The following is a 22,732-nucleotide window of genomic DNA, read 5'->3' on the forward strand; positions in this document are numbered from 1 at the left end:
CATGACCTGGGTCGCCGCGGTCGCGCGGTTGCGGGCACGCCGGGAACCCGGCGTGCTGGTGACCGTCGCGGCCGTGCGCGGTCACGCCCCACGGGACGCCGGTGCGAAACTCGTCGTGGGGCGGACCGGGACCTGGGGCTCGATCGGCGGCGGCAACGTCGAGGCCGTCGCCGTCGACCGGGCCCGGGAGATGATCGCCGCGGCCGAGCCGGCGCCGGAGATGCTCGACTTCGCCCTGAACGACAAGGTGACCAACCGGCACGGCGTGCAGTGCTGCGGCGGCACCGTCGCGGTGCTGCTCGAACCGCTGCCGGTGGTCCGGGCGGTGGCAATCTTCGGCGTCGGGCACGTCGGTCTGGAACTGGCGCGCATCCTGGCCCGTCAGGACCTCGACCTCCACCTGATCGACAGCCGCGCCGACCTGCTGACCGACGAGCGCCTCGGTGTGCTGGCGGACGCGGTGGCGCAGGTGCGCACGCACCACACGCCGCTGCTGCCGGAGGAGGTGCTGGCCGAGCTGCCGCCCGGCACCCACGTCCTGATCATGACCCATGACCACGCCGAGGACGCCGCCCTGTGCGACGCCGCCCTGCGCACCGGCCACCTCGGCTCCATCGGGCTGATCGGGTCGGCGGCCAAGTGGGCGCGGTTCCGGGGACGCCTCGCCACCGAGGGCGGCCACGACGACGCCGTCATCGACCGGATCAAGACCCCGATCGGGCTGGCCGACATCGCCGGCAAGGAGCCCGCGACCATCGCCGTGAGCGTCGCGGCCGACCTGCTGCGCGCCTTCGAGGCCGAGGGCGACTGACCCCTCCGGGGCGGTCGTCCGCCCTTGTAGGAAGCTATGAAGCGGTGGTCGCGGCCGGTCCGTAGTTCATGTTTTCGGCCCCTGGCCGGGTCTCGTCGGCGAGCTGTGTACTGCTCCTACGCATCCTCCCCGTGAAGCGCACCGGCCCGCACGCCGTACTCCCGCCCGCCGCCTGCCCAAGAAGGAGCACGCATGACGACCACCGACACCCTCGAGACCGGCCTCCGCGAGCTGGAGCGCGCCTGGATGGACAAGGCCATCGAGCTGGCCACCACCAGCGTCCGCGACGGCGGCGGCCCCTTCGGTGCCCTGATCGCCAAGGGCGGTGAGATCGTCGCCCTCGGCAGCAACCAGGTCACCGCCGGCCTCGACCCCACCGCGCACGCCGAGGTCAGCGCCATCCGCGCGGCCTGCAAGACGCTCGACACGTTCAGCCTGGAGGGCTGCACCCTCGTCACGTCCTGCGAGCCCTGCCCGATGTGCCTCTCCTCGGCCCTGTGGGCCCGCGTCGACCGCCTCGTCTTCTCCGCCGACCGCCACGACGCCGCCGTGGCCGGCTTCGACGACCGCAAGTTCTACGACCTGTTCGAGAAGCGGCCCCAGGCGAACTGGCCCATGACCGTGGAGCACCTCGACCTGCCCCACCGCACCCAGCCGTTCGACGCCTGGATCGCCAAGTCCGACCGCGTCGACTACTGAGCCGACCACGGAGCAGCAGCCTCCCCGGCGCCCCGCCGCCCCGTCCGTGCGCCCCTTCCACCGTGGCGTCCGGGCGGGGCGGCGGCGCGTGCGCCAGGATGGGGGCATGCCCAACCGACTTGCGCAGGCGACGTCCCCCTACCTCCTCCAGCACGCGGAGAACCCGGTCGACTGGTGGCCGTGGGAGGCCGAGGCGTTCGAGGAAGCCCGACGCCGCGGTGTCCCCGTCCTGTTGAGCGTCGGCTACAGCGCGTGCCACTGGTGCCACGTCATGGCGCACGAGTCGTTCGAGGACGGGACCACCGCCGAGTACCTCAACTCGCACTTCGTGAGCGTCAAGGTCGACCGCGAGGAGCGCCCCGACATCGACGCCGTCTACATGGAGGCCGTGCAGGCGGCGACCGGGCAGGGCGGCTGGCCCATGACCGTGTTCCTCACGCCGGACGCGGAGCCCTTCTACTTCGGCACCTACTTCCCGCCCGAGCCCCGGCACGGCATGCCCTCCTTCCGCCAGGTGCTCCAGGGCGTCCAGCAGGCGTGGGCCGAGCGGCGCGACGAGGTCGACGAGGTCGCCGGGAAGATCGTCCGGGACCTCGCCGGGCGGGAGATCTCCTACGGCGACGCGCGGGCACCCGGCGAGGAGCAGCTCGGGCAGGCGCTGCTCGGACTCACCCGGGAGTACGACGCGCAGCGCGGCGGGTTCGGCGGGGCGCCCAAGTTCCCGCCCTCCATGGTGATCGAGTTCCTGCTGCGCCACCACGCCCGCACCGGCGCCGAGGGCGCGCTCCAGATGGCGCGGGACACCTGCGAGCGGATGGCCCGCGGCGGCATCTACGACCAGCTGGGCGGCGGCTTCGCCCGCTACTCCGTGGACCGCGAGTGGGTCGTGCCGCACTTCGAGAAGATGCTGTACGACAACGCCCTGCTGTGCCGCGTGTACGCGCATCTGTGGCGGGCCACCGGCTCGGACCTGGCCCGCCGGGTCGCCCTGGAGACCGCCGACTTCATGGTGCGTGAACTGCGCACCGCCGAGGGCGGGTTCGCCTCCGCGCTGGACGCCGACAGCGACGACGGCACCGGGAAGCACGTCGAGGGCGCCTACTACGCGTGGACGCCCGCGCAGCTGACCGAGGTCCTCGGTGCCGAGGACGCGGAGCTGGCCGCGCAGTACTTCGGCGTGACCCAGGAGGGCACCTTCGAGCACGGCGCCTCCGTGCTCCAACTGCCGCAGCAGGAAGGCGTCTTCGACGCCGCGCGGATCGCGTCGGTCCGGGAGCGGCTGCTCGCCGCGCGGGACGGGCGCCCGGCCCCGGGCCGGGACGACAAGGTGGTCGCCGCCTGGAACGGCCTGGCGATCGCCGCGCTCGCCGAGACCGGCGCCTACTTCGAGCGCCCCGACCTGGTCGAGGCCGCCGTCGCCGCCGCCGACCTGCTGGTGCGCCTGCACCTGGACGAGCAGGTCCGCCTCACCCGCACCAGCAAGGACGGCAGGGCCGGTGCCAACGCCGGGGTGCTGGAGGACTACGCCGACGTGGCCGAGGGCTTCCTCGCGCTGGCGTCGGTCACCGGGGAGGGCGTGTGGCTGGACTTCGCCGGCTTCCTGCTCGACCACGTCCTCACCCGCTTCACGGACGAGTCCGGCTCGCTGTACGACACCGCGGCCGACGCCGAGCAGCTGATCCGCCGCCCGCAGGACCCCACCGACAACGCCACCCCGTCCGGCTGGAGTGCCGCCGCGGGCGCCCTGCTGTCCTACGCCGCCCACACCGGCTCCGCACCCCACCGCACCGCCGCCGAGCGCGCCCTCGGCGTGGTGAAGGCGCTCGGCCCGCGCGTCCCGCGCTTCATCGGCTGGGGGCTGGCGGCCGCCGAGGCACTGCTCGACGGCCCGCGCGAGGTCGCCGTCGTCGCTCCGGGCCCGGCCGATCCCGCGGCGCGCGGGCTGCACCGTACGGCGCTGCTCGGTACGGCTCCCGGGGCGGTCGTCGCCTTCGGCACCGAGGGGAGCGACGAGTTCCCGCTGCTCGCCGACCGGCCGCTGGTGGGCGGGGCCCCGGCCGCGTACGTCTGCCGGAACTTCACCTGCGACGCGCCGACCACCGACCCGGACCGGCTGCGCGCCGCGCTGGACGCCGCCCCGGGCAGCTGACTCCTCAGCCGTCCTGGGCGCTGCGGCTCACGGCGCGCTCCACGATCGCCTCCAGCTGCTCGTGGTGCGCGCCCCGCCAGTAGGCGCGGCCGCAGGCGGTGCACTGGGCGAAGACGTCGTACGACCGCTGGGTGCCGCCCTTGAGCTGCTCCGCCACCTCTTCCTTGGTGGCCGTCCGGAGCAGCCCGTTGCAGGCGGTGCAGCGCGTCCAGGGGCGCAGTGCGGGCCGGAACCGGTCCAGGACCTCCTGGAGCTGCTCGTCGGGGCGGGTGCTGTAGACGTAGGCGCCGGCCCACAGCTCGCGGCGGCGCAGCAGTCCCCGGTCGCGGCTGAGCAGGACCCGCTTCTCGGCCGCGGACAGCGCGGCGAGCGCCGGGTCGCCGAGGTCGGTCGACTCGTACGCCGTGTCCACGCCGAGCAGCCGCAGCCGGCGGGCCAGGGTGCCGAGGTGCACGTCGAGCAGGAACCGCAGGGGAGCACCGGGGACCCGCTGGGGGTGCTGGACGGGCCGCACGCGCACCGACTCGCCGCCCGCCGGGATGTGTCCGGGCGGCACCTCGCGGCCGTCGACGAGCAGGGTGCCGACCTCGGTCAGCGGCACGCCGAGGGACTCGACGAGGTGGCCGAGGGTGGAGACGCCGTCGGTGGCCGCGCGGGCGGCGCCGGTGGGGCGGGCGCGCGGGACGAACAGGTGCAGTTCGGGGGCGAACTCGACGTGGATCTCGGGACCGTTCACCCGGTCAGAATGCCACGGAGGCGGGGACCGGGCCGCAGCCTTTTCGGCGGCCTTCCCGAGGGTCTTCCCGGCGGCCTTCCCGGAGGGCGGGCAACCCGTTCTCCAGGGCGTCCCGGCTCTCCTCGGTCATCGCCGGCCACGCGGTGAGGGTGCGGCCTGCCCCGCGCGGCGGCTAGTACGCGACCAGCGAGATCCCCACGTAGTGCGCGATGAAGGCGGCCAGCGTGAAGGAGTGGAAGACCTCGTGGAAGCCGAACCAGCGGGGCGAGGGGTTGGGGCGCTTGAGGCCGTAGATCACACCGCCCGCGCTGTAGAGCAGACCGCCGACGATCACCAGCACGAGGACGGCGACGCCGCCGGCCCGCATGAACTCGGGGAGGTAGAAGACGGCCGCCCAGCCCATGGCGAGGTAGCACGGGGTGTAGAGCCAGCGCGGGGCGCCGACCCAGAAGACGCGGAAGACGATCCCGGCCACGGCGGCCGCCCAGATGCCCCACAGCAGCCACTGGCCCTTGGCGCCGGGCAGCAGCAGCATCGTGAGCGGGGTGTAGGTGCCGGCGATGATCAGGAAGATGTTGGCGTGGTCGAGGCGGCGCAGGACACCGTCCATGCGGGGGCTCCAGTTGCCCCGGTGGTAGAGCGCGCTGACGCCGAACAGCAGGCAGGCCGTGAGGACGTAGACGCCGCAGGCTATGCGGCCCTCGTGGGACTCGGCGAGGGCGGTGAGCACCAGACCGGCGACCAGGACGGCGGGGAACATGCCGAGGTGCAGCCAACCGCGCAGCTTCGGCTTGACCGGATGCGGGAGGGAGAGCGCTACGGGCCCGCGGCCGTCGGCCGGCAGGTCCCTGGGCGCGTCGGGGACGGACGCAGTCATGGGCGCATCGTACCTACGGCTCCGTAAGTTACGCATCAGTACGGGCGGGTGCCGCAGAGCAAGTGGTCATCGTCTCACGGTGGCTGCGGCGGCGCACTCCCGGTTGGGGCACGTGGCGCTCCTCACGCCGCTCAAGTGTGACGCCCTCTGGACAGATGGGCGCTCGCGTCGGATGATCAAATGAGTGCGGTCGACACCGGATGAGCGCCCACGAGGTCAACGTCACGCGTCCGGGTCGCAGCCCCCACGGGGCCTCCAACAAAAAAACCCCTCATTTAGGAGCAATCGTGGCGCGCGACATCGCGGCTCCCTCCGTCCCCACCAACCACCAGGAACTGATCTCGTGGGTGAACGAGATCGCCGAACTGACCCAGCCGGACGCAGTGGTCTGGTGCGACGGATCCGAGGCCGAGTACGAGCGACTGTGCGGGGAGCTCGTCGAGAAGGGCACCTTCCGAAAACTGGACCCGATCAAGCGCCCCAACTCCTACTACGCGGCCTCCGACCCCTCCGACGTCGCCCGCGTCGAGGACCGGACCTTCATCTGCTCCGCCAAGGAGGAGGACGCCGGCCCGACCAACCACTGGAAGGACCCCGCCGAGATGCGGGAGATCTTCACCGGGGAGCAGGGGGAGGGCGGTCTGTTCCGGGGCTCCATGCGCGGCCGGACCATGTACGTCGTGCCCTTCTGCATGGGCCCCCTCGGCTCCCCGCTCTCCGCGCTGGGCGTCGAGATCACCGACTCCGCGTACGTGGCCGTCTCCATGCGCACCATGACCCGCATGGGACAGCCGGTCCTGGACGAACTGGGCGACGACGGCTTCTTCGTGAAGGCCGTGCACACCCTCGGCGCACCCCTCGCCCAGGGCGAGGCGGACGTCCCGTGGCCCTGCAACAGCACCAAGTACATCTCGCACTTCCCCGAGGACCGCGAGATCTGGTCCTACGGCTCCGGATACGGCGGCAACGCCCTGCTCGGCAAGAAGTGCTACGCCCTGCGCATCGCCTCCGTCATGGCCCGCGACGAGGGCTGGCTCGCCGAGCACATGCTGGTGCTGAAGCTGACCCCGCCCACCGGGGAGCCCAAGTACGTCGCCGCCGCCTTCCCGTCGGCCTGCGGCAAGACCAACCTCGCCATGCTGGAGCCCACGATCTCCGGCTGGACCGTGGAGACCATCGGCGACGACATCGCCTGGATGCGCTTCGGCGAGGACGGCCGCCTGTACGCCATCAACCCCGAGGCCGGCTTCTTCGGCGTCGCGCCCGGCACCGGCGAGCACACCAACGCCAACGCGATGAAGACCCTGTGGGGCAACTCGGTCTTCACCAACGTCGCCCTGACCGATGACGGCGACGTGTGGTGGGAGGGCATGACCGAGGAGACCCCGGCCCACCTCACCGACTGGAAGGGCAACGACTGGACGCCCGAGTCGGGCACCCCGGCCGCCCACCCCAACGCCCGCTTCACCACGCCCGCCGCGCAGTGCCCGATCATCGCGCCGGAGTGGGAGGACCCCAAGGGCGTGCCGATCTCGGCGATCCTCTTCGGCGGGCGCCGCGCCACCGCCGTACCGCTGGTCACCGAGTCCTTCGACTGGAACCACGGCGTCTTCCTCGGCGCCAACGTGGCCTCCGAGAAGACCGCCGCCGCCGAGGGCAAGGTCGGCGAGCTGCGCCGCGACCCCTTCGCCATGCTGCCGTTCTGCGGCTACAACATGGGCGACTACATGGGGCACTGGGTCGACGTGGCCAAGGACAAGGACCAGTCCAAGCTGCCCAAGATCTACTACGTCAACTGGTTCCGCAAGGACGACGAGGGCAGGTTCGTCTGGCCCGGCTTCGGGGAGAACGGCCGCGTCCTGAAGTGGATCGTGGAGCGCCTGGAGGGCAAGGCGGACGGCGTCGAGACCCCGATCGGCGTGCTGCCGACCAAGGAGTCCCTGGACACCGACGGCCTGGACCTCGCCGACGCCGACCTGGAGTTCCTGCTCAGCGTCGACAAGGAGGTGTGGCGCGAGGAGGCGGCGCTCGTCCCCGAGCACCTGAACACCTTCGGCGACCACACGCCCGCCGAGCTGTGGGACCAGTACCGGGCGCTGGTGGAACGCCTGGGCTGAGCAGTACCGACACCGCCAGGCTCCGTGACCGGTCCGACTAGCCCTGACCCGCGAAGTCGTCACGAAGGCCGGTCACGAGGGGGTCTCCCCGCGCTCCAGTAGCTCATCGCAACCCCGGAGGGCGGAGAAGCCCCGCTCGGGCCGGGTCCCCGCACAACGGCGTGCGACGGACCCGGCCCTTCGGCGTGTCCTGGCCCGCCCGGCACCGCGGCCGGTCCACCGGAGACGCCCCGGCGGGCGGTGGGCATGCGCAGCTCCCCGCGCGGTACCCGGAAGGCCGGAACCGCGGAGAAGCGGAGAACAGGAAGAGGAAGGAGGGGCCCGCCATGGCAGACGACGGTGATTTCTACTCACGCGACCGGCCCCGGGATCCCGACCCGCAGCTGGCGGAGGACCGCCCACGCGGTGGCGGCCCGGAGGACCCGCACCGGCGCGGCAACTGGCCCGTGTGGGCGATCGTCCTCGCGGTCATCCTGGTCTTCGTCGTCCTGACGGTGATCTTCGGCTGACCCGCCGGGCGGTGGGGTGTGTGGCGCCCGGTCCGCGCGTCGCTGCGGGTGCACGCGGACCGGGGCCGTGCGGGGGCCCCGGGAGGGCTCAGCGGGCCGCGAGTTCGCGCGGCTCCAGGGCCGCGGAGTGCGCGTCCATGCGCTCGGCGGTCAGGATGGCGACCGCCGTGTCGGCGCGGGAGGCCGCGACCACCAGGGCACGGGCCGCCAGCGTGTGCGCCCGCCGGTGCAGGGCCGCCGGACGCGGCTCCGGGTGGGCGGCGGCCACCTGCAGGCGGACCGGCGCCTGACCTCCCCGCAGCCGGGTCACCTGCTCGGTGAGCCGGTCGGCGGCGGCGTCCAGGCCCGCGTCGGGCGCCAGCGCGCGCAGCTCGTCCGTGACGGCGAGCAGGGCCGCGAGATGGCCCGCGAGCTGGATGTCCAGCTCCTCGTCCCGGGACCGGTGGGGGAAGTCCGTGGGGCTGTCGGCCATCGTGCTGTGGACCGACTTGCTGCGGATCGGCTCGTACATGGGATGGCCTCCTGAGTGGTTCAGGAAACCATCCTACATTGGATTCAATCTAAAGTTGACGGGATTCGGGACACGGCCCGGACACGGCCGCGGTTCAGGGCTGGCCGTAGCCGTCCAGGAAGTTGCCGATCCGGCCCACGGCCTCGCGCAGGTCGACGGCCGTCGGCAGGGTCACCACCCGGAAGTGATCGGGCTCGGGCCAGTTGAACCCGGTGCCCTGGACGACCATGATCTTCTCCTGGCGCAGCAGGTCCAGGACCATCCGCCGGTCGTCCTTGATCTTGAAGACCTTGGGGTCGAGCCGCGGGAAGAGGTACAGCGCGCCCTTCGGCTTCACGCAGGTCACGCCGGGAATGCTGGTGAGCGCCTCGTGGGCGGCGTCCCGCTGCTCGCGCAGCCGGCCGCCCGGCAGCACCAGCTCGTTGATGGTCTGCCGTCCGCTGAGCGCCGCGACCACGCCGTGCTGGCCCGGCATGTTGGCGCACAGCCGCATGTTCGCCAGGATCGTCAGGCCCTCGATGTAGGACTCGGCGTGCGCGCGCGGCCCGGAGATGGACATCCAGCCGACCCGGTAGCCGGCCACCCGGTACGCCTTCGACATGCCGTTGAAGGTGAGGGTGAGCAGGTCGGGGGCGATCGCGGCGGTGGGGGTGTGCGTGGCGTCGTCGTAGAGGATCTTGTCGTAGATCTCGTCGGAGCAGACCAGCAGGTTGTGCCGGCGCGCGATGTCCGTCAGCCCGCGCAGCATCGCGTCGTCGTAGACCGCGCCCGTCGGGTTGTTCGGGTTGATGATCACGAGCGCCTTGGTGCGGTCGGTGATCTTCCGCTCCACGTCCGCGAGGTCGGGCATCCAGTCGGACTGCTCGTCGCAGCGGTAGTGCACCGCCGTGCCGCCGGACAGCGAGACGGCGGCCGTCCACAGCGGGTAGTCGGGCGCCGGGACGAGCACCTCGTCGCCGTCGTCCAGCAGGCCCTGCATCGCCATCACGATCAGCTCGGAGACGCCGTTGCCGATGAAGACGTGCTCGACGTCCGTCTCGATGCCGAGGGTCTGGTTGTGCATGACGACCGCCCGGCGCGCCGCCAGCAGGCCCTTCGCGTCGCCGTAGCCGTGCGCCGTGGAGACGTTGCGGAGGATGTCCTCCAGGATCTCCGGCGGGCACTCGAAGCCGAAGGCGGCCGGGTTGCCGGTGTTCAGCTTCAGGATGCGGTGCCCGGCCGCCTCCAGCCGCATGGCCTCCTCGAGCACCGGGCCCCGGATCTCGTAACAGACGTTGGCGAGCTTGGTCGACTGGATCACCTGCATGACCGCGAGCTTACGACCCGGTTACGTTTCACGGGTCGTGTTATCCGCCACTTGAGACGCGCGGTTTGGGTGGGTTTCGTCACTCACCGGTTGCCCAGTCCCGCCCGGATCACCGCGGAGTGCGCCGCACCGACCGCCCCGCCAGCACGTCCGTGCGCCGCCCGTCGTCCATCACGAACCGTCCGTCGACCAGCACGTACGGGATGCCCGTCGGCAGCACCCGCGGGTCCGCGTAGGTGCTGCCCGCCGCGACCGTCGCCGGGTCGAAGAGCACCAGGTCGGCCCGGTACCCCTCGCGCACCAGACCCCGGTCCGGCAGCCGCAGCCGGGCCGCCGGGCGCGAGGTGAGGTGGGCGACGCACTCCTCCAGCGGGAGCACGCCCAGCTCGCGCACGTAGTGGCCCAGGTAGTGCGGGAAGGTGCCGTAGGCGCGCGGATGCGGCTTGGCGCCCTGGAGGATGCCGTCCGAGCCGCCGGTGTGGACCCGGTGCCGCATGATCGCGCGGACGTTCTCCTCGTGGCCGACGTGCTGGAGGATGGTCGGCGCCAGCCGGTCGGCCAGCAGCAGCTGCCGGGCGACCTGCCACGGACTCTCGCCGCGCAGCCGCGCCGATTCCAGCACCGTACGGCCGACGTACTCCCCGAGGGCCGGGTCGCCCGTGCCGGAGATCTCGATCGTCTCCCACTCCATGGGCACGCCGTGCGAGCCGTCGGAGCCGATCTCCTCCATGTGGTGCCGGATCCGCTCGGCGGTGTCGTCGTCCGCCAGCCGCTTCATGATCTGCTCCGGGCCGCCCTCGCTCGCCCAGCTCGGCAGCAGCGCCACGAGGGTGGTGCAGCCGGGGGTGTACGGGTAGGTGTCGAGCGTGATGTCGGCGCCGTCGGCCAGCGCCTCGTCGAGCAGGGTCAGCAGCTCGGGCGCCTTGCCCTTGTTCACGCCGAAGTTCATGGTGGCGTGCGCCAGGTGCAGCGGGCAGCCCGCCTCGCGGGTCAGCTCCACCATCTCCTCGTACGCCTGGAGCGCCCCCGCCCCGTACGAGCGGTGGTGCGGGCAGTAGTAGCCGCCGTACGACGCCACCACCCGGCACAGCTCGGTCAGCTCGGCGTCCTTGGCGTACATGCCGGGCGTGTACGTCAGCCCGGACGACATGCCGACCGCGCCCTGCTCCAGGCCCTCGGCGACCAGGCGCCGCATGTGCTCCAGCTCCGCCTCGGTCGCCTCCCGGTCGTCCCAGCCGACGGCGAGGGCGCGCACCGTACCCTGCGGGACCAGATAGGCGGCGTTGACCGCGATGCCCCGGTCCAGCCGGTCCAGGTACTCACCGACCGACCGCCAGTCGAAGTCGATGTCGTCGCCCGCGCCGTTCCACCCGGCGATCGCGCGGCGCACCTCGCCGAGCGTGCGGTCGTCGACCGGCGCGTACGACAGCCCGTCCTGGCCGATGACCTCCAGGGTGACGCCCTGCGCGGCCTTGGCGCTGTGGTCGGGGTCCCGCAGCAGCGTCAGGTCGCTGTGGGCGTGCATGTCGATGAAGCCGGGGGAGAGGACCAGGCCCTCGGCGTCCAGCTCGCGGCGTGCCTCGGGGCGCTGGCAGCCGGCGGCCGCCGCCTCCTTGACGATCGAGACGATCCGGCCGCCGTCGACCACGACGTCGGCGCGGTAGGAGTCGGCGCCGGAGCCGTCCACGACGTCGACGTCCCTGATGACCAGCTCTTCCATGCCTGGCTCCTCTGGCTTCTCTGGCTTCTCTGGCTTCTTTAGAAGAAGGTGCGGATGTAGTCGACGACCGTCCCGTCCGCCTCGGCGACCGGGATGAGCTGCCACTTGTCGAAGGAGGTGCACGGGTGGGACAGGCCCGTCCCGAGCCAGTCGCCGACCTCCAGGTCCGCCTCCCCGGTCGTGCGCACCCAGGCGTGCTGGTCGGACAGGCCGGTCACCTCGATGCCGGTGGCGGGGCGCTCCACGCCGTCGCGGCGCACCACCTGGGCGAAGGGCAGGTGGAGGTCGTACGCCGCGTCCCGCTTGCCCGCGTTGGTGAACGCCTGCTCGGGGGAGGGGCGGGAGACGACCTGGCTCCACAGCCGGAAGGCGGGCTCCAGGGCGCCCTCCTGGGGGACCCGGTTGAAGGGGGTCAGCTCGCGGTAGTGGCCGTCGTCGTGGGAGACGTACGCGCCCGAGCGCAGCAGCTTCAGGACGGGCCGGGAGAGGCCGGGGACCTCGGCGAACACGTCGGCCACCGCGTCGAACCAGGCGCTGCCGCCCGCGCTCAGCACGATCTCCTCCAGACCCTCGAACCGCCCCGCCCCATCGAAGTCGACGGCGAGCGCGACCAGCCGCCGCAGCCACGCGTGCACGCGCTCCGGATCGGCGTCCGGCACCTCGCCCTCGTACCCGGCGACCCCGGCCAGCCGCAGCGTCCGCGTCCCGGCCACCGCGTCGGCGACCGCCGCGCACTCGGCCTCGGTGCGCACACCGGTCCGGGCACCCGCACCGGCGCCCAGCTCGACCACGACGTCCAGCGGGCGGCCGGCGCCGGCGTCCGTGAGGGCCGCGTCCATCAGCTCGACGCCGCGCACGGAGTCGACGTAGCAGACGAAGCGGAAGTCCGGGTCGGCGTCCAGCTCGGTGGAGATCCAGCGCAGGGCGGCGGCGTCGACCAGTTCGTTGGCCAGGAAGACCCGCCCGACGCCGAAGGCCCGCGCCACCCGTACCTGGTGCGGCACGGCGAGGGTGATGCCCCAGGCGCCGTGCTCGATCTGGCGGTGGAAGAGCTGCGGGGCCATGGAGGTCTTGCCGTGCGGCGCGAAGGCGAGGCCGTGCCGGGCGGAGTACGTCTCCATCAGCTTCAGGTTGTGCTCCAGGCGCTCGGCGGACAGGGCGAGCACGGGGGTGGCGAAACCGCCGGTGAAGAGGTTGCGGCGCTGTCCGGCCAGCTCGGCGACGGTCAGGCCGTACGCGTCCGGCGGGAGGCCCTTGAAGCGGTGGTCGACGTGCTCCTCGGCCAGCTTGGCGAGCGCGTCGCGGCCGTCGGTGGGGCCGGAGTCGAGGGCCATGGAGCCTCCCTGATCTGATGCGTTGCAATGTCTGCAACGACCATTGCGTATATCGCTTACTGCTGTCTAACATCTCGGCGAACGCGGGGTCAACGGAGCAGCCGCCCGCGAGACGCGAAGAACGAGCCGCGGACAGCGCGGACGCCGCAGCCGCCACGGACGAGGAGCCCCCACCATCGAGACCGCCACCGGACGAACCAGCACCGCCCCCGACGTCGTGGACGTCGTCGCGCTCGGCGAGTCCATGGTCACCTTCCTGCCCTCCCGCCCCGGGCGCCTCGCCGACGTCCCCTCCTTCGACCGGGCCATCGGCGGCGCCGAGTCCAACCTGGCCTGCGTGCTCGCCGCCGCCGGACACTCCGCGCGCTGGGTCGGCCGGGTCGGCGCCGACGGCTTCGGCGACCACCTCGTCGAGGCGATCGGCGCCTACGGCGTCGACGTCTCCGCCGTGCGCCGCGACCCCGCCCGCCCCACCGGCATCTACTTCCGCACCGCCGGGGACCGCGCCACCGACGCCCACGAGGTGGCGTACTACCGGGCGGGCTCGGCCGCCTCCGCGATGTCCGTGGACACCATGGACCTCGACGCGATCCGCTCCGGCCGGGTTCTGCACCTGTCGGGCATCACGCCCGCGCTCTCTGCCGACTGCCTCGGCCTGATGCGCGAGCTGACCGCCCGCCGCCCCGGCCGGCCCCTCGTCTCCTTCGACGTCAACCACCGCCCCGGCCTGTGGCGCGACGCCGGTCACGGGCACGGTCCCGAGGTGCTCCTCGAACTCGCCCGCGGCGCCGACCTGGTCTTCGTCGGCGAGGACGAGGCCTGGGGACTCGGCGGCCCCGAGGCCGTACGCGCCGCGCTGCCCGAACCGGAGCTGCTCGTCGTCAAGCAGGGCGCGAGCGGCGCCACCGCCTTCCACGGCGCCGACGTCACCTCCGTGCCCGCCCTGCACGTCGACGTCGTCGCCGCCGTCGGCGCGGGCGACGCCTTCGCCGCCGGGTTCCTCTCCGCCACCCTGCGCGGACTGCCCGTGCGCGAGCGCCTGCGCCACGGCCATCTGATGGCCGCCGCCGCCCTCACCGTCCCCGGCGATCTCGCCACGCCCCCCGCCCGCGACCACGCCGACCGGCTGGCCGCCCTCGACGACACCGCGTGGGGGAGACTGCGACTCGGCCCCGGCTGGACACAGGACGTCCGAGGAGCCGACGAGGAGGTACGTACGCCATGAGTCAGACCGTCGACCGCGCGCTCAGCATCCTGCCGCTGCTCGCCGAGGGCCCCGCCGACCTGGGCCGGGTCGCCGAGCGCCTGGACGTGCACAAGTCCACGGCCCTGCGCCTGCTGCGCACCCTCCACGACCACGGCTTCGTCTACCGCCAGTCCGATCAGCGCTACCGCCTGGGCGCCCGGCTGATCTCCCTCGCCCAGGAGGCGATGGAGAACCTCGACGTCCGCGAGATCGCCCACCCCCACCTCGTACGCCTCAACGAACAGGTCGGACACACCGTCCACCTCGCCGTGCACGAGGAGGACGAGGTCCTCTACATCGACAAGGTCGAGAGCCGCTACCCGGTCCGCATGTACTCCCGGATCGGCAAGCCCGTCGCCATCACCGTCGCGGCCGTCGCCAAGCTGCTCCTCGCCGACCTCCCCGAGAACGAGCGGCGGGCCGTGGCCGAGCAGCTCGACTACCCCCTGTACACGGCCCGTTCGACACCGAACGCCGACGGGTTCCTCAAGGAACTCGCCAAGGTGCGCGAACAGGGCTGGGCCACCGACCTCGGTGGCCACGAGGAGTCCATCAACTGCGTCGCCGCGCCCATCCGGGGCGCCGACGGCCGGGTGGTCGCCGCCATGTCGGTCTCCGCGCCGAACGTCGTCGTCACCGCCGAGGAACTCCTCAGCCTGCTCCCGCTGGTCCGCCGTACGGCGGACGCCATCAGCGGCGAGTACTCCGGCAGGACCCCAGTCAAGGAAGTCACCGCATGACCGACAAGATCGCTCTCGTTCCCGCGACCCACACCGTCCCCCCGGCGAAGTTCAGCCACGGCGTGAAGAAGGGCAACATCCTCCAGGTCGCCGGCCAGGTCGGCTTCCTGCCCCACGAGGAGGGCAAGGCCCCCACCCCGGCCGGTCCGACCCTGCGCGAGCAGACCCTCCAGACCCTCGCCAACGTCAAGGCGATCCTGGCGGAGGGCGGCGCCTCCTGGGACGACGTGATGATGCTCCGCGTCTACCTCACCGACGTGGACCACTTCGCCGAGATGAACGAGATCTACAACGCCTACTTCGCGGAGCAGGGCCTCACCCAGCCGCCCGCCGCGCGCACGACCGTGTACGTCGGTCTGCCCGCCGGCCTCCTCATCGAGATCGACGCGCTCGCCGTCCTCGGCTGACCGTCCCGCCACCCCGCCTGTCTGACCGTCTGTCTGTGAACGGCACGGCGTCCCCGCACCCAGGGGCGCCGTGCCGCGCTCCACCCTGCCCGAAAGCTCCATGTACTTATCCAGAGGACCCCCGAATGTCCCACGCGTCCCTCCAGTTCGCCGCCGCCGAGGCCCCACCGCACACCGGCGGTCTGCTCACCCTGATCGACGGCACCGCCGGGCTGCTGACCGTCGCCGCCATCGGCATCGTGCTTCTGCTCTTCCTCATCATCAAGGTGCGGTTGCAGCCGTTCGTCGCGCTGCTCGCCGTCTCCATAGCCGTCGGCCTGCTCGCCGGCCTGTCGGTCACCGAACTCTTCGGCACCGTCCAGAAGTCGGACGCCGTCTCGACCATCGAGTCCGGCATGGGCGGCATCCTCGGCCACGTCGCCATCATCATCGGCCTGGGCACCATGCTCGGCGCGATCCTCGAAGTCAGCGGCGGCGCACAGGTGCTGGCCTCACGGCTCCTCGGCCTCTTCGGGGAGAAGCGCGCCCCGCTCGCCATGGGCCTCACGGGCCTGATCTTCGGCATCCCGGTCTTCTTCGACGTGGGCATCTTCGTCCTCGCGCCCATCGTCTACGCCGCCGCCAAGCGCTCCGGCAAGTCGATCCTGCTCTACTGCCTGCCGCTGCTGGCCGGCCTGTCCATGACCCACGCCTTCCTGCCGCCGCACCCCGGCCCGGTGGCCGCCGCCGGACTGCTGAACGTCAAGCTCGGCTGGATCATCCTCATGGGCATCGTCTGCGGCATCCCCGCCGTGCTCGCGGCCTGGGTGTTCTCCGCCTGGATCGGCCGCCGCATCTTCGTGCCCGTGCCGCAGGACATGGTGGAGGCGGCCGAGGAGGCCAAGCAGGCCGTCGTGGAGGAGCAGCGCAAGGCCGGCGTCGCGCCGACCGAGACCCCGGTCGCGCTCGGCACGGTCCTCGGCATCATCGGCACCCCGCTGGTCCTGATCCTCGCGGCGACCTTCTCCTCCATCGCCCTGGACCCGTCCACCCTCCGCTCGGTGATCGAGTTCTTCGGCAACCCGTTCGTCGCGCTGACCATCGCCCTGCTGCTCGCCTACTACCTGCTCGGCATCCGGCGCGGCTGGTCCCGCAAGTCCCTGGAGACCGTCTCGACGGCCTCGCTGAAGCCGGTCGGCAACATCCTGCTGGTGGTCGGCGCGGGCGGGGTCTTCGGCGCCGTCCTCAAGGCCAGCGGCGTCGCCCAGGCTCTCTCCGACACCTTCAACGACGTCGGCCTGCCGGTGATCGTCCTGTCGTACCTGATCTCCGTGGTGCTGCGGGTCGCCCAGGGCTCGGCGACGGTCGCCATCGTGACGACGGCGGGCATCGTGGCGCCGCTGCTCGCCGAGGGCGACCACTCGCAGGCGTTCGTCGCCCTGGTCATCATGGCCATCTCGGCCGGCTCCATCTTCGCCTCGCACGTCAACGACGGCGGTTTCTGGATGGTCGCCAAGTACTTCGGCATCAGCGAGCGGGACACGCTCAAGACGTGGACCGTGCTGGAGAGCGTGCTGTCGGTCGCCGGGTTCGTGATGGCCGCGGTGGTGAGCCTGTTCGTGTAGGCGGCTCGCGCGGGCGGCTCGTGCGGGCGACTCGTGTAGGCGTCTGATAACGAAGTTGGGGCTGGCTGTGTCCGACACAGGATCGTCGACCATACTGCCCGCGTGGAGCAGCGCAGAGGATCGACGAGCCAGCCCCTGGAAGGCGCCGGATTCGACCCGGCATTCATCCCCGGGCTCACCGCACCCGTGTCCGGTGGGCCGGAGGACGTGAGACGCGAGGAGGCCGAGGCGGTCGACGACGCCGACGCGGAGACCGAGGAGTCGTCGCCTTCCCCGGCCGCCGGCGAGCCGTCCGCCGAGGGCACCGAGGACGCCGCCGCACCGGACGGCGAGGCCCCCGTGGACGGCCCGGTCTTCGAGGCCGCCGACCGCCGTGCCCGGATCGTCGCCGACCACCAGGGCGTACGGCTCTCCCTCGACGACCAGAGCTGTGACTTCCGCTGGGACGAGGTCGGGGCCGTCGAGACGGAGACCGGCCGCTTCGGCAAGCGGTTCACGGTCACGGTGCACACGCCGGACCGCCGCTGGTACCCGATCGAGATCGAGGCCACGTCCCGGAGCCGCTTCGCGGAGTGGGAATCGGCCCTGGACGAGGTCCTGGACGCGTACTTCGAGGACGGCGAGGCGCAGGCCGCGGCCGAAACCGCGGCGGGGACGGAAGCCGAAGCCGACGGCGCCTCCCCGGACGCGAAGGACGCCGAGGACACGAAGGACGCCGAGGACGCGAAGGACGCGAAGGACGCGAAGGAGGCCGCGCCCCGCGCGGAGTAAGCGCATCGGGTGAAGATCCGTGCACGCCCTCTTGCCGCACCGGCGGGCCATGGGCTTTCTTGACCCCCATGGCGGACACCACGGGCAACACCTCAGACGTAGGCGTATCGGGCGGTGCCGACGCGGCCCCCCGGAAGTCCAGTTGGCGCTACATCGGCCCCGGCATCGTCGTGGCGGCGACCGGTGTGGGCGCCGGCGACCTCGTGGCCACCCTCATCGCGGGCAGCAACTTCGGCTACACCCTGCTGTGGGCGGCGGTCATCGGCTGCCTGGTGAAGATCTCCCTCGCCGAGGCGTGCGGCCGCTGGCACCTGGCCACCGGCCGCACCCTCTTCGACGGCTGGGCGAGCATCGGCCCCTGGACCACGTGGTTCTTCGCGATCTACGCCGTGATCTGGGGCTTCGTCTACGGCGCCGCGGCGATGTCGTCCAGCGCCCTGCCGCTGCAAGCGCTCTTCCCGGACGTGATGGACCTCGAATGGTGGGGCATCGCCTGCGGCCTGGTGGGCCTGGTCTTCGTCTGGTTCAACAAGTACGACGTCTTCGAGAAGGTCATGACGGTCCTGGTGGGCGTCATGTTCGTGGTGACGGTGTACCTGGCGGTCCGTGTCACGCCCCACCTGGGCGACGCCTTCGCCGGACTCCTGCCGGTCCTCCCGGACGAGAAGGACTCGGTCCTCAACACCCTGGGCCTGATCGGCGGCGTGGGCGGCACCATCACGCTGGCCGCGTACGGCTACTGGGTCAACGCCAAGGGCTGGACCAACACCGGCTGGATGAAGGTCATGCGCCTGGACAACCGGGTCGCCTACGCCACCACCGGCATCTTCGTCGTCGCGATGCTCTTCGTCGGCGCCGAGCTGCTCCACTCGGCCAACATCGCGATCGCCAGCGGCGACAAGGGCCTGATCCAGCTCGGCGACGTCCTGGAGCAGCAGTACGGCACGGCGACCGGCAAGCTCTTCCTGATCGGCTTCTTCGCCACCAGCTTCACCTCGCTGATCGGCGTCTGGCACGGCGTGAGCCTGATGTTCGCCGACTTCCTGGCCCGCCGCCGCGGCGAGCGCGAGGCGCGGGGCGACGAACTGGCCTCGGGCCGCCGCGAACGCTCCTGGGCCTTCCGCGCCTACCTGCTGTGGCTCACCTTCCCGCCCATCATCCTGCTCTTCCAGGACGAGCCCTTCCGCCTGATCATCATCTACGGCGTCCTGGGCGCCGCCTTCATGCCCTTCCTCGCCCTCACCCTGATGTGGCTCCTCAACTCCTCCCGCACCCCGCGCGAATGGCGCAACGGCAGCCTCAGCAACGGCATGCTCACCGTCGCCGGGCTGCTGTTCCTCGTCCTGTGCGTCAAGCAGGTCTGGGACCAGCCGTGGTCGGAGTTCTTCTGAGCGCCGCCGTGCCCCGCGGCCTGCCTGCCCGGCCCCTGGTTTGCCCTCCATGCTGCACCCGAGTACCTGGTCCCGCTCTCGTCCACCCCCTAGACAAGAACACTGCACCGTCGCGCGTGATGAGGACTTATGTACGCTCTTGGCAAAGCTGCACGTTCCAAGGTCGACAACGGTCGTACAGCGGACCGGACTTCCGGTTCCGGGACGGGTAGCCCGCTTCGGAGCCTGCCCGCCATGCAGGGAGCAGTGGGCAACAACGCTGTCGTGCAGACCCTGCGCCAGGCCGGACACCCGTGGGCCCGGACGGCGCACCGGCACGGTGCGGGCAGCGGCCCTCGGACGGGTCAGCCCCCGGTCCAGCGCTCCGTCGTCCAGCGGTCACCGGCGGGCGGCGTCGTGCAGCGCGCGCCCCAGGAGCGGGTGGTCTCCGCCAAGGCACACGCACGCCTCGCCAAGGCCACCGAGGCCATTCAGAACACGAAGCGGCTCGGCATCCCGAACTCGGGGAACCAGCAGCGGGCGCTGGCGTCCACCTTGTTCAACTCGGCCCTGCGCATGCAGGTCATGCGCAACAACGGCTTCTGGGACCTGAGCCGCGTCGGTGAGGTCAGCCCCAGTGACCTGACCGCCGCGAAGGCGCTGTACGCCCAGGGTGGCAACTGCGGCGAGAACGCGGCCTTCGCCTTCTCGTACCTGAGGCAGTACGCCCCGGGCGAATACCTCCGGCAGGCCTCGACCGCCGGTCTGGACCACGCCTTCGTCCTCATCGGCGACAAGAACGAACCGGACTCGGAGTGGGCCGTCGCCGACCCCTGGCCCACCAATTCGAAGGCGTGCCTGTGGGACGAGCACTTCGCCTACACCCAGGACCGATCGAAGATCAACGTGGAGGAGGAGCGGCTGGCGGACGGCCGCGACACCGTCTCCACCCTCAAGGATCTGATCAAGCTCAACCCGGCCGGTGAGTTCGTGGCCAAGTGGGACTTGAGCCGCCTCAAGGGCCAGACGGTCGATTCGCTCCACCAGGCGCTGCAGCAAGGCGGCATCGCCGTCGACCCCGCGTTGGACAAGGGCGACGCGGTGCTGAAGGGGCTCCAGGAGGTCGCCGGCTCGGACACGAGCAAGGCGCCGGGCTGGTCGCCGATGCAGCTAGAGTTGTGGTGCGTGAGCCAGGTGGACCGCGCGGTGCTGGACAAGGTGCTTCGCGCACAGGATGCCAAGCCGGACGTCGTCAACGACGGAATCAACTCGGCGCGCGCGGCCGCCGGGGGCAAGTACTGGGTGTGGGACCACGCGGACAGTACCCGCTCGGGCGCCGCGCGCCAGCACGTCACCGGCGCCGACCGCCGTCCCGTCGCGGGTGCGGACCACAGTGACACGACAGCCGATGCCGATGCGATGGATATCTCGTGACGATGCCCATGCCCACACCCGAAGCCGGTCCGGTCTTCGTTCCCGGACCGCCGGTCCGTCCCACCCAGCGGCTGCTGGAATGGCTCAACGAGACGGCCGGCACCGCACCCGGCCGACTCGTCCGGCTGCCCGTGGAGATCAGGCTCGACGCGCAGCGCCTGGGCATCGACGCCGCCGTGCTCGGGGTCGGCACGAGCGAGGACGACGGCCCCGACTCGATCCGGCTCACGCTGAACGACGGGGCCATGGGAGTGCCGTTGGCCGGCCGGGTCCGCGCGCTCTGCCCGCCCGGCGGACACGACTGCGTCGTCTGGCTCGACGGCTACTGGGGACTGCCGGGAGGCGCCTTCTCCCAGACGCCGCGACCCGAGGCCGACGGCGCCATCCGGGCCGTGTTCTCCCCGGTGAGCGTGGGCGACGCGGTCACCCCCGGCCGGCGCCCCGAGGACGTACACGCCCTCGTCGAGCAGTAACTTCCGCCGCGCCGAGCCGAGCGGCCCCCGTCCGCGGGACAGCGGGCAGGGGCCGGGGTCGGGTCGCGGCAGGATCAGCCGGGTCGGTCGGGGCTACGGCAGCGCGTGCACGTGTGCCCCCACCGCGCTCGACCAGCCGTTGCCCGCCGTCGCGTCCCAGTTGGTGGACCAGGTCATCGCGCCCCGCAGGTCGGGGTACGTCCTCGACGGCTTGAAGGAGCCGCAGTCGGTCGCCTTGGTGAGGCAGTCCAGGGCGGCGTTGACCACCGACGGGGAGACGTAGCCGCCGCCCGCCGCGCGGGTGGAGGCCGGCAGGCCCAGGCCGACCTGGGACGGGGCGAGGCCGCCCTCCAGCTGGATGCAGGCCAGGGCGGTGAGGAAGTCGACCGTGCCCTGGGCGTACACCTTGCCGTCGCAGCCCAGCATCGTGCCGCTGTTGTAGTACTGCATGTTGACGACCGTGAGGATGTCCTTCACGTTCAGCGCCGTCTGGAAGTAGCCGCCCTGCGTCGACTGCATGTCGATCGTCTGCGGGGCCATGGTCAGGATCATGTCCGGGCCGGCCTTGGCCGACAGGGCACGCAGGGCCTGGGTCATGTAGGTCGGGTTGAGACCGTTCTCCAGGTCGATGTCGACGCCGTCGAAGCCGTACTCCTGCATGACCGAGTACACGGAGTTCGCGAAGTTCGTCGCGGAGGCGGAGCTGTTCACCGAGACGGTGCCCTTCTCGCCGCCCACCGAGATGATGACCTTCTTGCCCGCGGCCTGCTTGGCGCGCACGTCCGCCTTGAACTGGTCGACGGTGTAGCCGCCGAGCCCGGCCGAGTCCAGGTTGAAGGTCACGGCGCCCGGCGTCGTGGTCGCGTCCGCGAAGGCCACCGCGATGATGTCGTACGCGGACGGCACGTCGGAGATCTTCTGGACCGTCGCCCCGTTGTTGAAGTTCTGCCAGTAGCCGGTCACCGCGTGTTTGGGCAGGTCGCCGCCGTTCCCGCCGTCGTCCGGCGCCGTGGTGCGGGCCGTGACCGCCGCCGACTTCGCGGACTCACCGGCCGCGTTCGTGGCCGTGACCTGGAAGGAGTACGAGGTCGAGGCCGCCAGGCCGGTCACCGTCGCCGAGGTGCCGGTCACCGCGGTCACCCTCGTGCCGTCGCGGTAGATGGTGTAGCCGGTGGCGCCCGAGACCGTGTTCCAGGTGAGGGACGCGGAATTCGGGGTCGTACCGGAGACCTTCAGGCCGGCCGGGGCCGACGGGACCGTGGGATCGGGGTCCCCGTTGCCGCCACCGCCGTCGGGGCCGAAGACGGACAGGTCGTCGACGTAGTACGCCGACTGCCCGTACCAGCCGTGCGTGTACACCGTCACGGAGGTCGTCGAGGAGCCGGTGCTGAAGGTGGTCTTCAGCTGCTTCCAGGAGGCCGAGTCAGGGGTCCAGGTCGACACGTCCGTCGTACCCGTGCCCGTCACGCCCAGGTAGGAGTACCCGCCCTGCACCCACGCGCTCAGCGTGTACGTCGAGTTGGGCTTCACCGCGACGCTCTGCGCACAGCGGGCGTTGTCCTGCCCCGCCGGAGTGGCCTTCAGCGCGGCCGAGCCCGCGTGCGCCGGGGAGGCGACGGTGGTGCCGCTGTTCGCCGAGCAGGTCCAGTTGCTCAGCCCGGACTCGAAACCGGCGTTCTTGGCGTTGTTGACGTCGGCGGCCGATGCCGGGCCGACGGCCGTGAACGCGAGGGCCAGGGCGGCGGTGACGGCGCCCGTCAAGGAGCCGAGACGTCTTCCGTGCCGTCTGCGTACGGGGTCCACTGCTGCCTCCGGGGGTGAGGTGGGGCGGAATGGGGGACGGTGGCCACCGCTGACGTACAAGGTGGTCCAGACCAATTGAAGTGTCAAGAGGTAGGTACGGACCAGGTTCGCCGCC

At 71.7% G+C, this 22,732-nt stretch carries 20 protein-coding genes; 13 read left to right on the plus strand and 7 right to left on the minus strand.

What is annotated here, in order from left to right; translation table 11 throughout:
• Position 1 precedes the first annotated feature (1 nt).
• From xdhC to BZZ08_RS16840, 3 genes are all read left to right on the plus strand, one after another.
• Positions 2-811 (plus strand): xanthine dehydrogenase accessory protein XdhC, encoded by an 810-nt coding sequence (gene xdhC, locus BZZ08_RS16830; RefSeq protein ID WP_104633041.1) that lies wholly within the window; start codon positions 2-4, stop codon positions 809-811.
• 192 nt (positions 812-1,003) lie between these two features.
• Entirely contained in the window at positions 1,004-1,510 is a 507-nt protein-coding gene (locus BZZ08_RS16835) for a nucleoside deaminase (RefSeq protein ID WP_104633042.1), read from the plus strand.
• Positions 1,511-1,616: 106 nt separating this feature from the next.
• Complete coding sequence (locus BZZ08_RS16840; protein WP_198601531.1) at positions 1,617-3,659, plus strand: thioredoxin domain-containing protein; 2,043 nt, start codon at positions 1,617-1,619, stop codon at positions 3,657-3,659.
• Positions 3,660-3,663: 4 nt separating this feature from the next.
• On the opposite strand, the gene BZZ08_RS16845 is transcribed toward BZZ08_RS16840, so the two are convergent.
• Together BZZ08_RS16845 and trhA are read right to left on the minus strand one after the other, a co-directional pair.
• A complete protein-coding gene (locus BZZ08_RS16845) occupies positions 3,664-4,395 on the minus strand; it encodes a Mut7-C RNAse domain-containing protein (RefSeq protein WP_104633043.1) in 732 nt (243 codons plus the stop codon).
• 172 nt (positions 4,396-4,567) lie between these two features.
• Positions 4,568-5,272 carry a PAQR family membrane homeostasis protein TrhA gene (trhA, locus tag BZZ08_RS16850; protein WP_104633044.1) on the minus strand — a complete coding sequence of 235 codons (705 nt, stop codon included), beginning with the start codon at positions 5,270-5,272 and terminating at the stop codon, positions 4,568-4,570.
• A gap of 287 nt (positions 5,273-5,559) precedes the next feature.
• Here trhA and BZZ08_RS16855 point away from each other — a divergent pair, with 287 nt between their 5' ends.
• Both BZZ08_RS16855 and BZZ08_RS16860 read left to right on the plus strand, forming a co-directional pair.
• Positions 5,560-7,389 (plus strand): phosphoenolpyruvate carboxykinase (GTP), encoded by a 1,830-nt coding sequence (locus BZZ08_RS16855; protein ID WP_104633045.1) that lies wholly within the window; start codon positions 5,560-5,562, stop codon positions 7,387-7,389.
• Between the two features lie 326 nt (positions 7,390-7,715).
• Complete coding sequence (locus tag BZZ08_RS16860; RefSeq protein WP_104633046.1) at positions 7,716-7,898, plus strand: hypothetical protein; 183 nt, start codon at positions 7,716-7,718, stop codon at positions 7,896-7,898.
• Positions 7,899-7,986: 88 nt separating this feature from the next.
• Here BZZ08_RS16860 and BZZ08_RS16865 read toward each other — a convergent pair whose 3' ends face one another.
• From BZZ08_RS16865 to BZZ08_RS16880, 4 genes are all read right to left on the minus strand, one after another.
• Positions 7,987-8,409 carry an SCO4983 family protein gene (locus BZZ08_RS16865; RefSeq protein ID WP_104633047.1) on the minus strand — a complete coding sequence of 141 codons (423 nt, stop codon included), beginning with the start codon at positions 8,407-8,409 and terminating at the stop codon, positions 7,987-7,989.
• 94 nt (positions 8,410-8,503) lie between these two features.
• Positions 8,504-9,715: a pyridoxal phosphate-dependent aminotransferase gene (locus BZZ08_RS16870; protein ID WP_104633048.1), complete on the minus strand. Its 1,212-nt coding sequence runs from the start codon at positions 9,713-9,715 to the stop codon at positions 8,504-8,506.
• A 109-nt stretch (positions 9,716-9,824) separates the two neighbouring features.
• The gene (locus BZZ08_RS16875) at positions 9,825-11,435 is read right to left on the minus strand and encodes an N-acyl-D-amino-acid deacylase family protein (RefSeq protein WP_104633049.1); all 1,611 of its coding nucleotides are present in this window, start codon (positions 11,433-11,435) and stop codon (positions 9,825-9,827) included.
• Between the two features lie 38 nt (positions 11,436-11,473).
• Positions 11,474-12,769, minus strand: coding sequence for an amino acid deaminase (locus tag BZZ08_RS16880; RefSeq protein WP_104633050.1), 1,296 nt, complete (start codon positions 12,767-12,769; stop codon positions 11,474-11,476).
• Between the two features lie 175 nt (positions 12,770-12,944).
• Between BZZ08_RS16880 and BZZ08_RS16885 the strand changes: the two genes are divergently transcribed.
• The 8 genes from BZZ08_RS16885 to BZZ08_RS16920 all read left to right on the plus strand — a co-directional run bounded on the left by BZZ08_RS16885 (position 12,945) and on the right by BZZ08_RS16920 (position 20,814).
• Positions 12,945-13,994: a sugar kinase gene (locus tag BZZ08_RS16885; RefSeq protein ID WP_104633051.1), complete on the plus strand. Its 1,050-nt coding sequence runs from the start codon at positions 12,945-12,947 to the stop codon at positions 13,992-13,994.
• On the plus strand, positions 13,991-14,755 hold the full coding sequence (locus BZZ08_RS16890; protein WP_104633052.1) for an IclR family transcriptional regulator: 765 nt from the start codon (positions 13,991-13,993) through the stop codon (positions 14,753-14,755). Before BZZ08_RS16885 ends, BZZ08_RS16890 begins: the two co-directional genes overlap by 4 nt.
• Positions 14,752-15,162: a RidA family protein gene (locus tag BZZ08_RS16895; protein ID WP_104633053.1), complete on the plus strand. Its 411-nt coding sequence runs from the start codon at positions 14,752-14,754 to the stop codon at positions 15,160-15,162. Before BZZ08_RS16890 ends, BZZ08_RS16895 begins: the two co-directional genes overlap by 4 nt.
• A gap of 125 nt (positions 15,163-15,287) precedes the next feature.
• Positions 15,288-16,766, plus strand: coding sequence for a GntP family permease (locus BZZ08_RS16900; RefSeq protein ID WP_104633054.1), 1,479 nt, complete (start codon positions 15,288-15,290; stop codon positions 16,764-16,766).
• Positions 16,767-16,868: 102 nt separating this feature from the next.
• Positions 16,869-17,537 (plus strand): hypothetical protein, encoded by a 669-nt coding sequence (locus tag BZZ08_RS16905; RefSeq protein ID WP_104633055.1) that lies wholly within the window; start codon positions 16,869-16,871, stop codon positions 17,535-17,537.
• Between the two features lie 68 nt (positions 17,538-17,605).
• Positions 17,606-18,928, plus strand: a complete 1,323-nt coding sequence (locus BZZ08_RS16910) for an Nramp family divalent metal transporter (RefSeq protein WP_104633056.1) — start codon at positions 17,606-17,608, stop codon at positions 18,926-18,928.
• A 234-nt stretch (positions 18,929-19,162) separates the two neighbouring features.
• Positions 19,163-20,341: a hypothetical protein gene (locus BZZ08_RS16915; protein ID WP_133169201.1), complete on the plus strand. Its 1,179-nt coding sequence runs from the start codon at positions 19,163-19,165 to the stop codon at positions 20,339-20,341.
• A gap of 8 nt (positions 20,342-20,349) precedes the next feature.
• Positions 20,350-20,814, plus strand: a complete 465-nt coding sequence (locus BZZ08_RS16920; RefSeq protein WP_133169202.1) for a hypothetical protein — start codon at positions 20,350-20,352, stop codon at positions 20,812-20,814.
• A 93-nt stretch (positions 20,815-20,907) separates the two neighbouring features.
• On the opposite strand, the gene BZZ08_RS16925 is transcribed toward BZZ08_RS16920, so the two are convergent.
• Complete coding sequence (locus tag BZZ08_RS16925) at positions 20,908-22,617, minus strand: chitinase (protein ID WP_104633059.1); 1,710 nt, start codon at positions 22,615-22,617, stop codon at positions 20,908-20,910.
• Positions 22,618-22,732 lie beyond the last annotated feature (115 nt).

The sequence above is a fragment of the Streptomyces sp. MH60 genome (assembly GCF_002939385.1).
Taxonomy (GTDB): Bacteria; Actinomycetota; Actinomycetes; order Streptomycetales; family Streptomycetaceae; genus Streptomyces.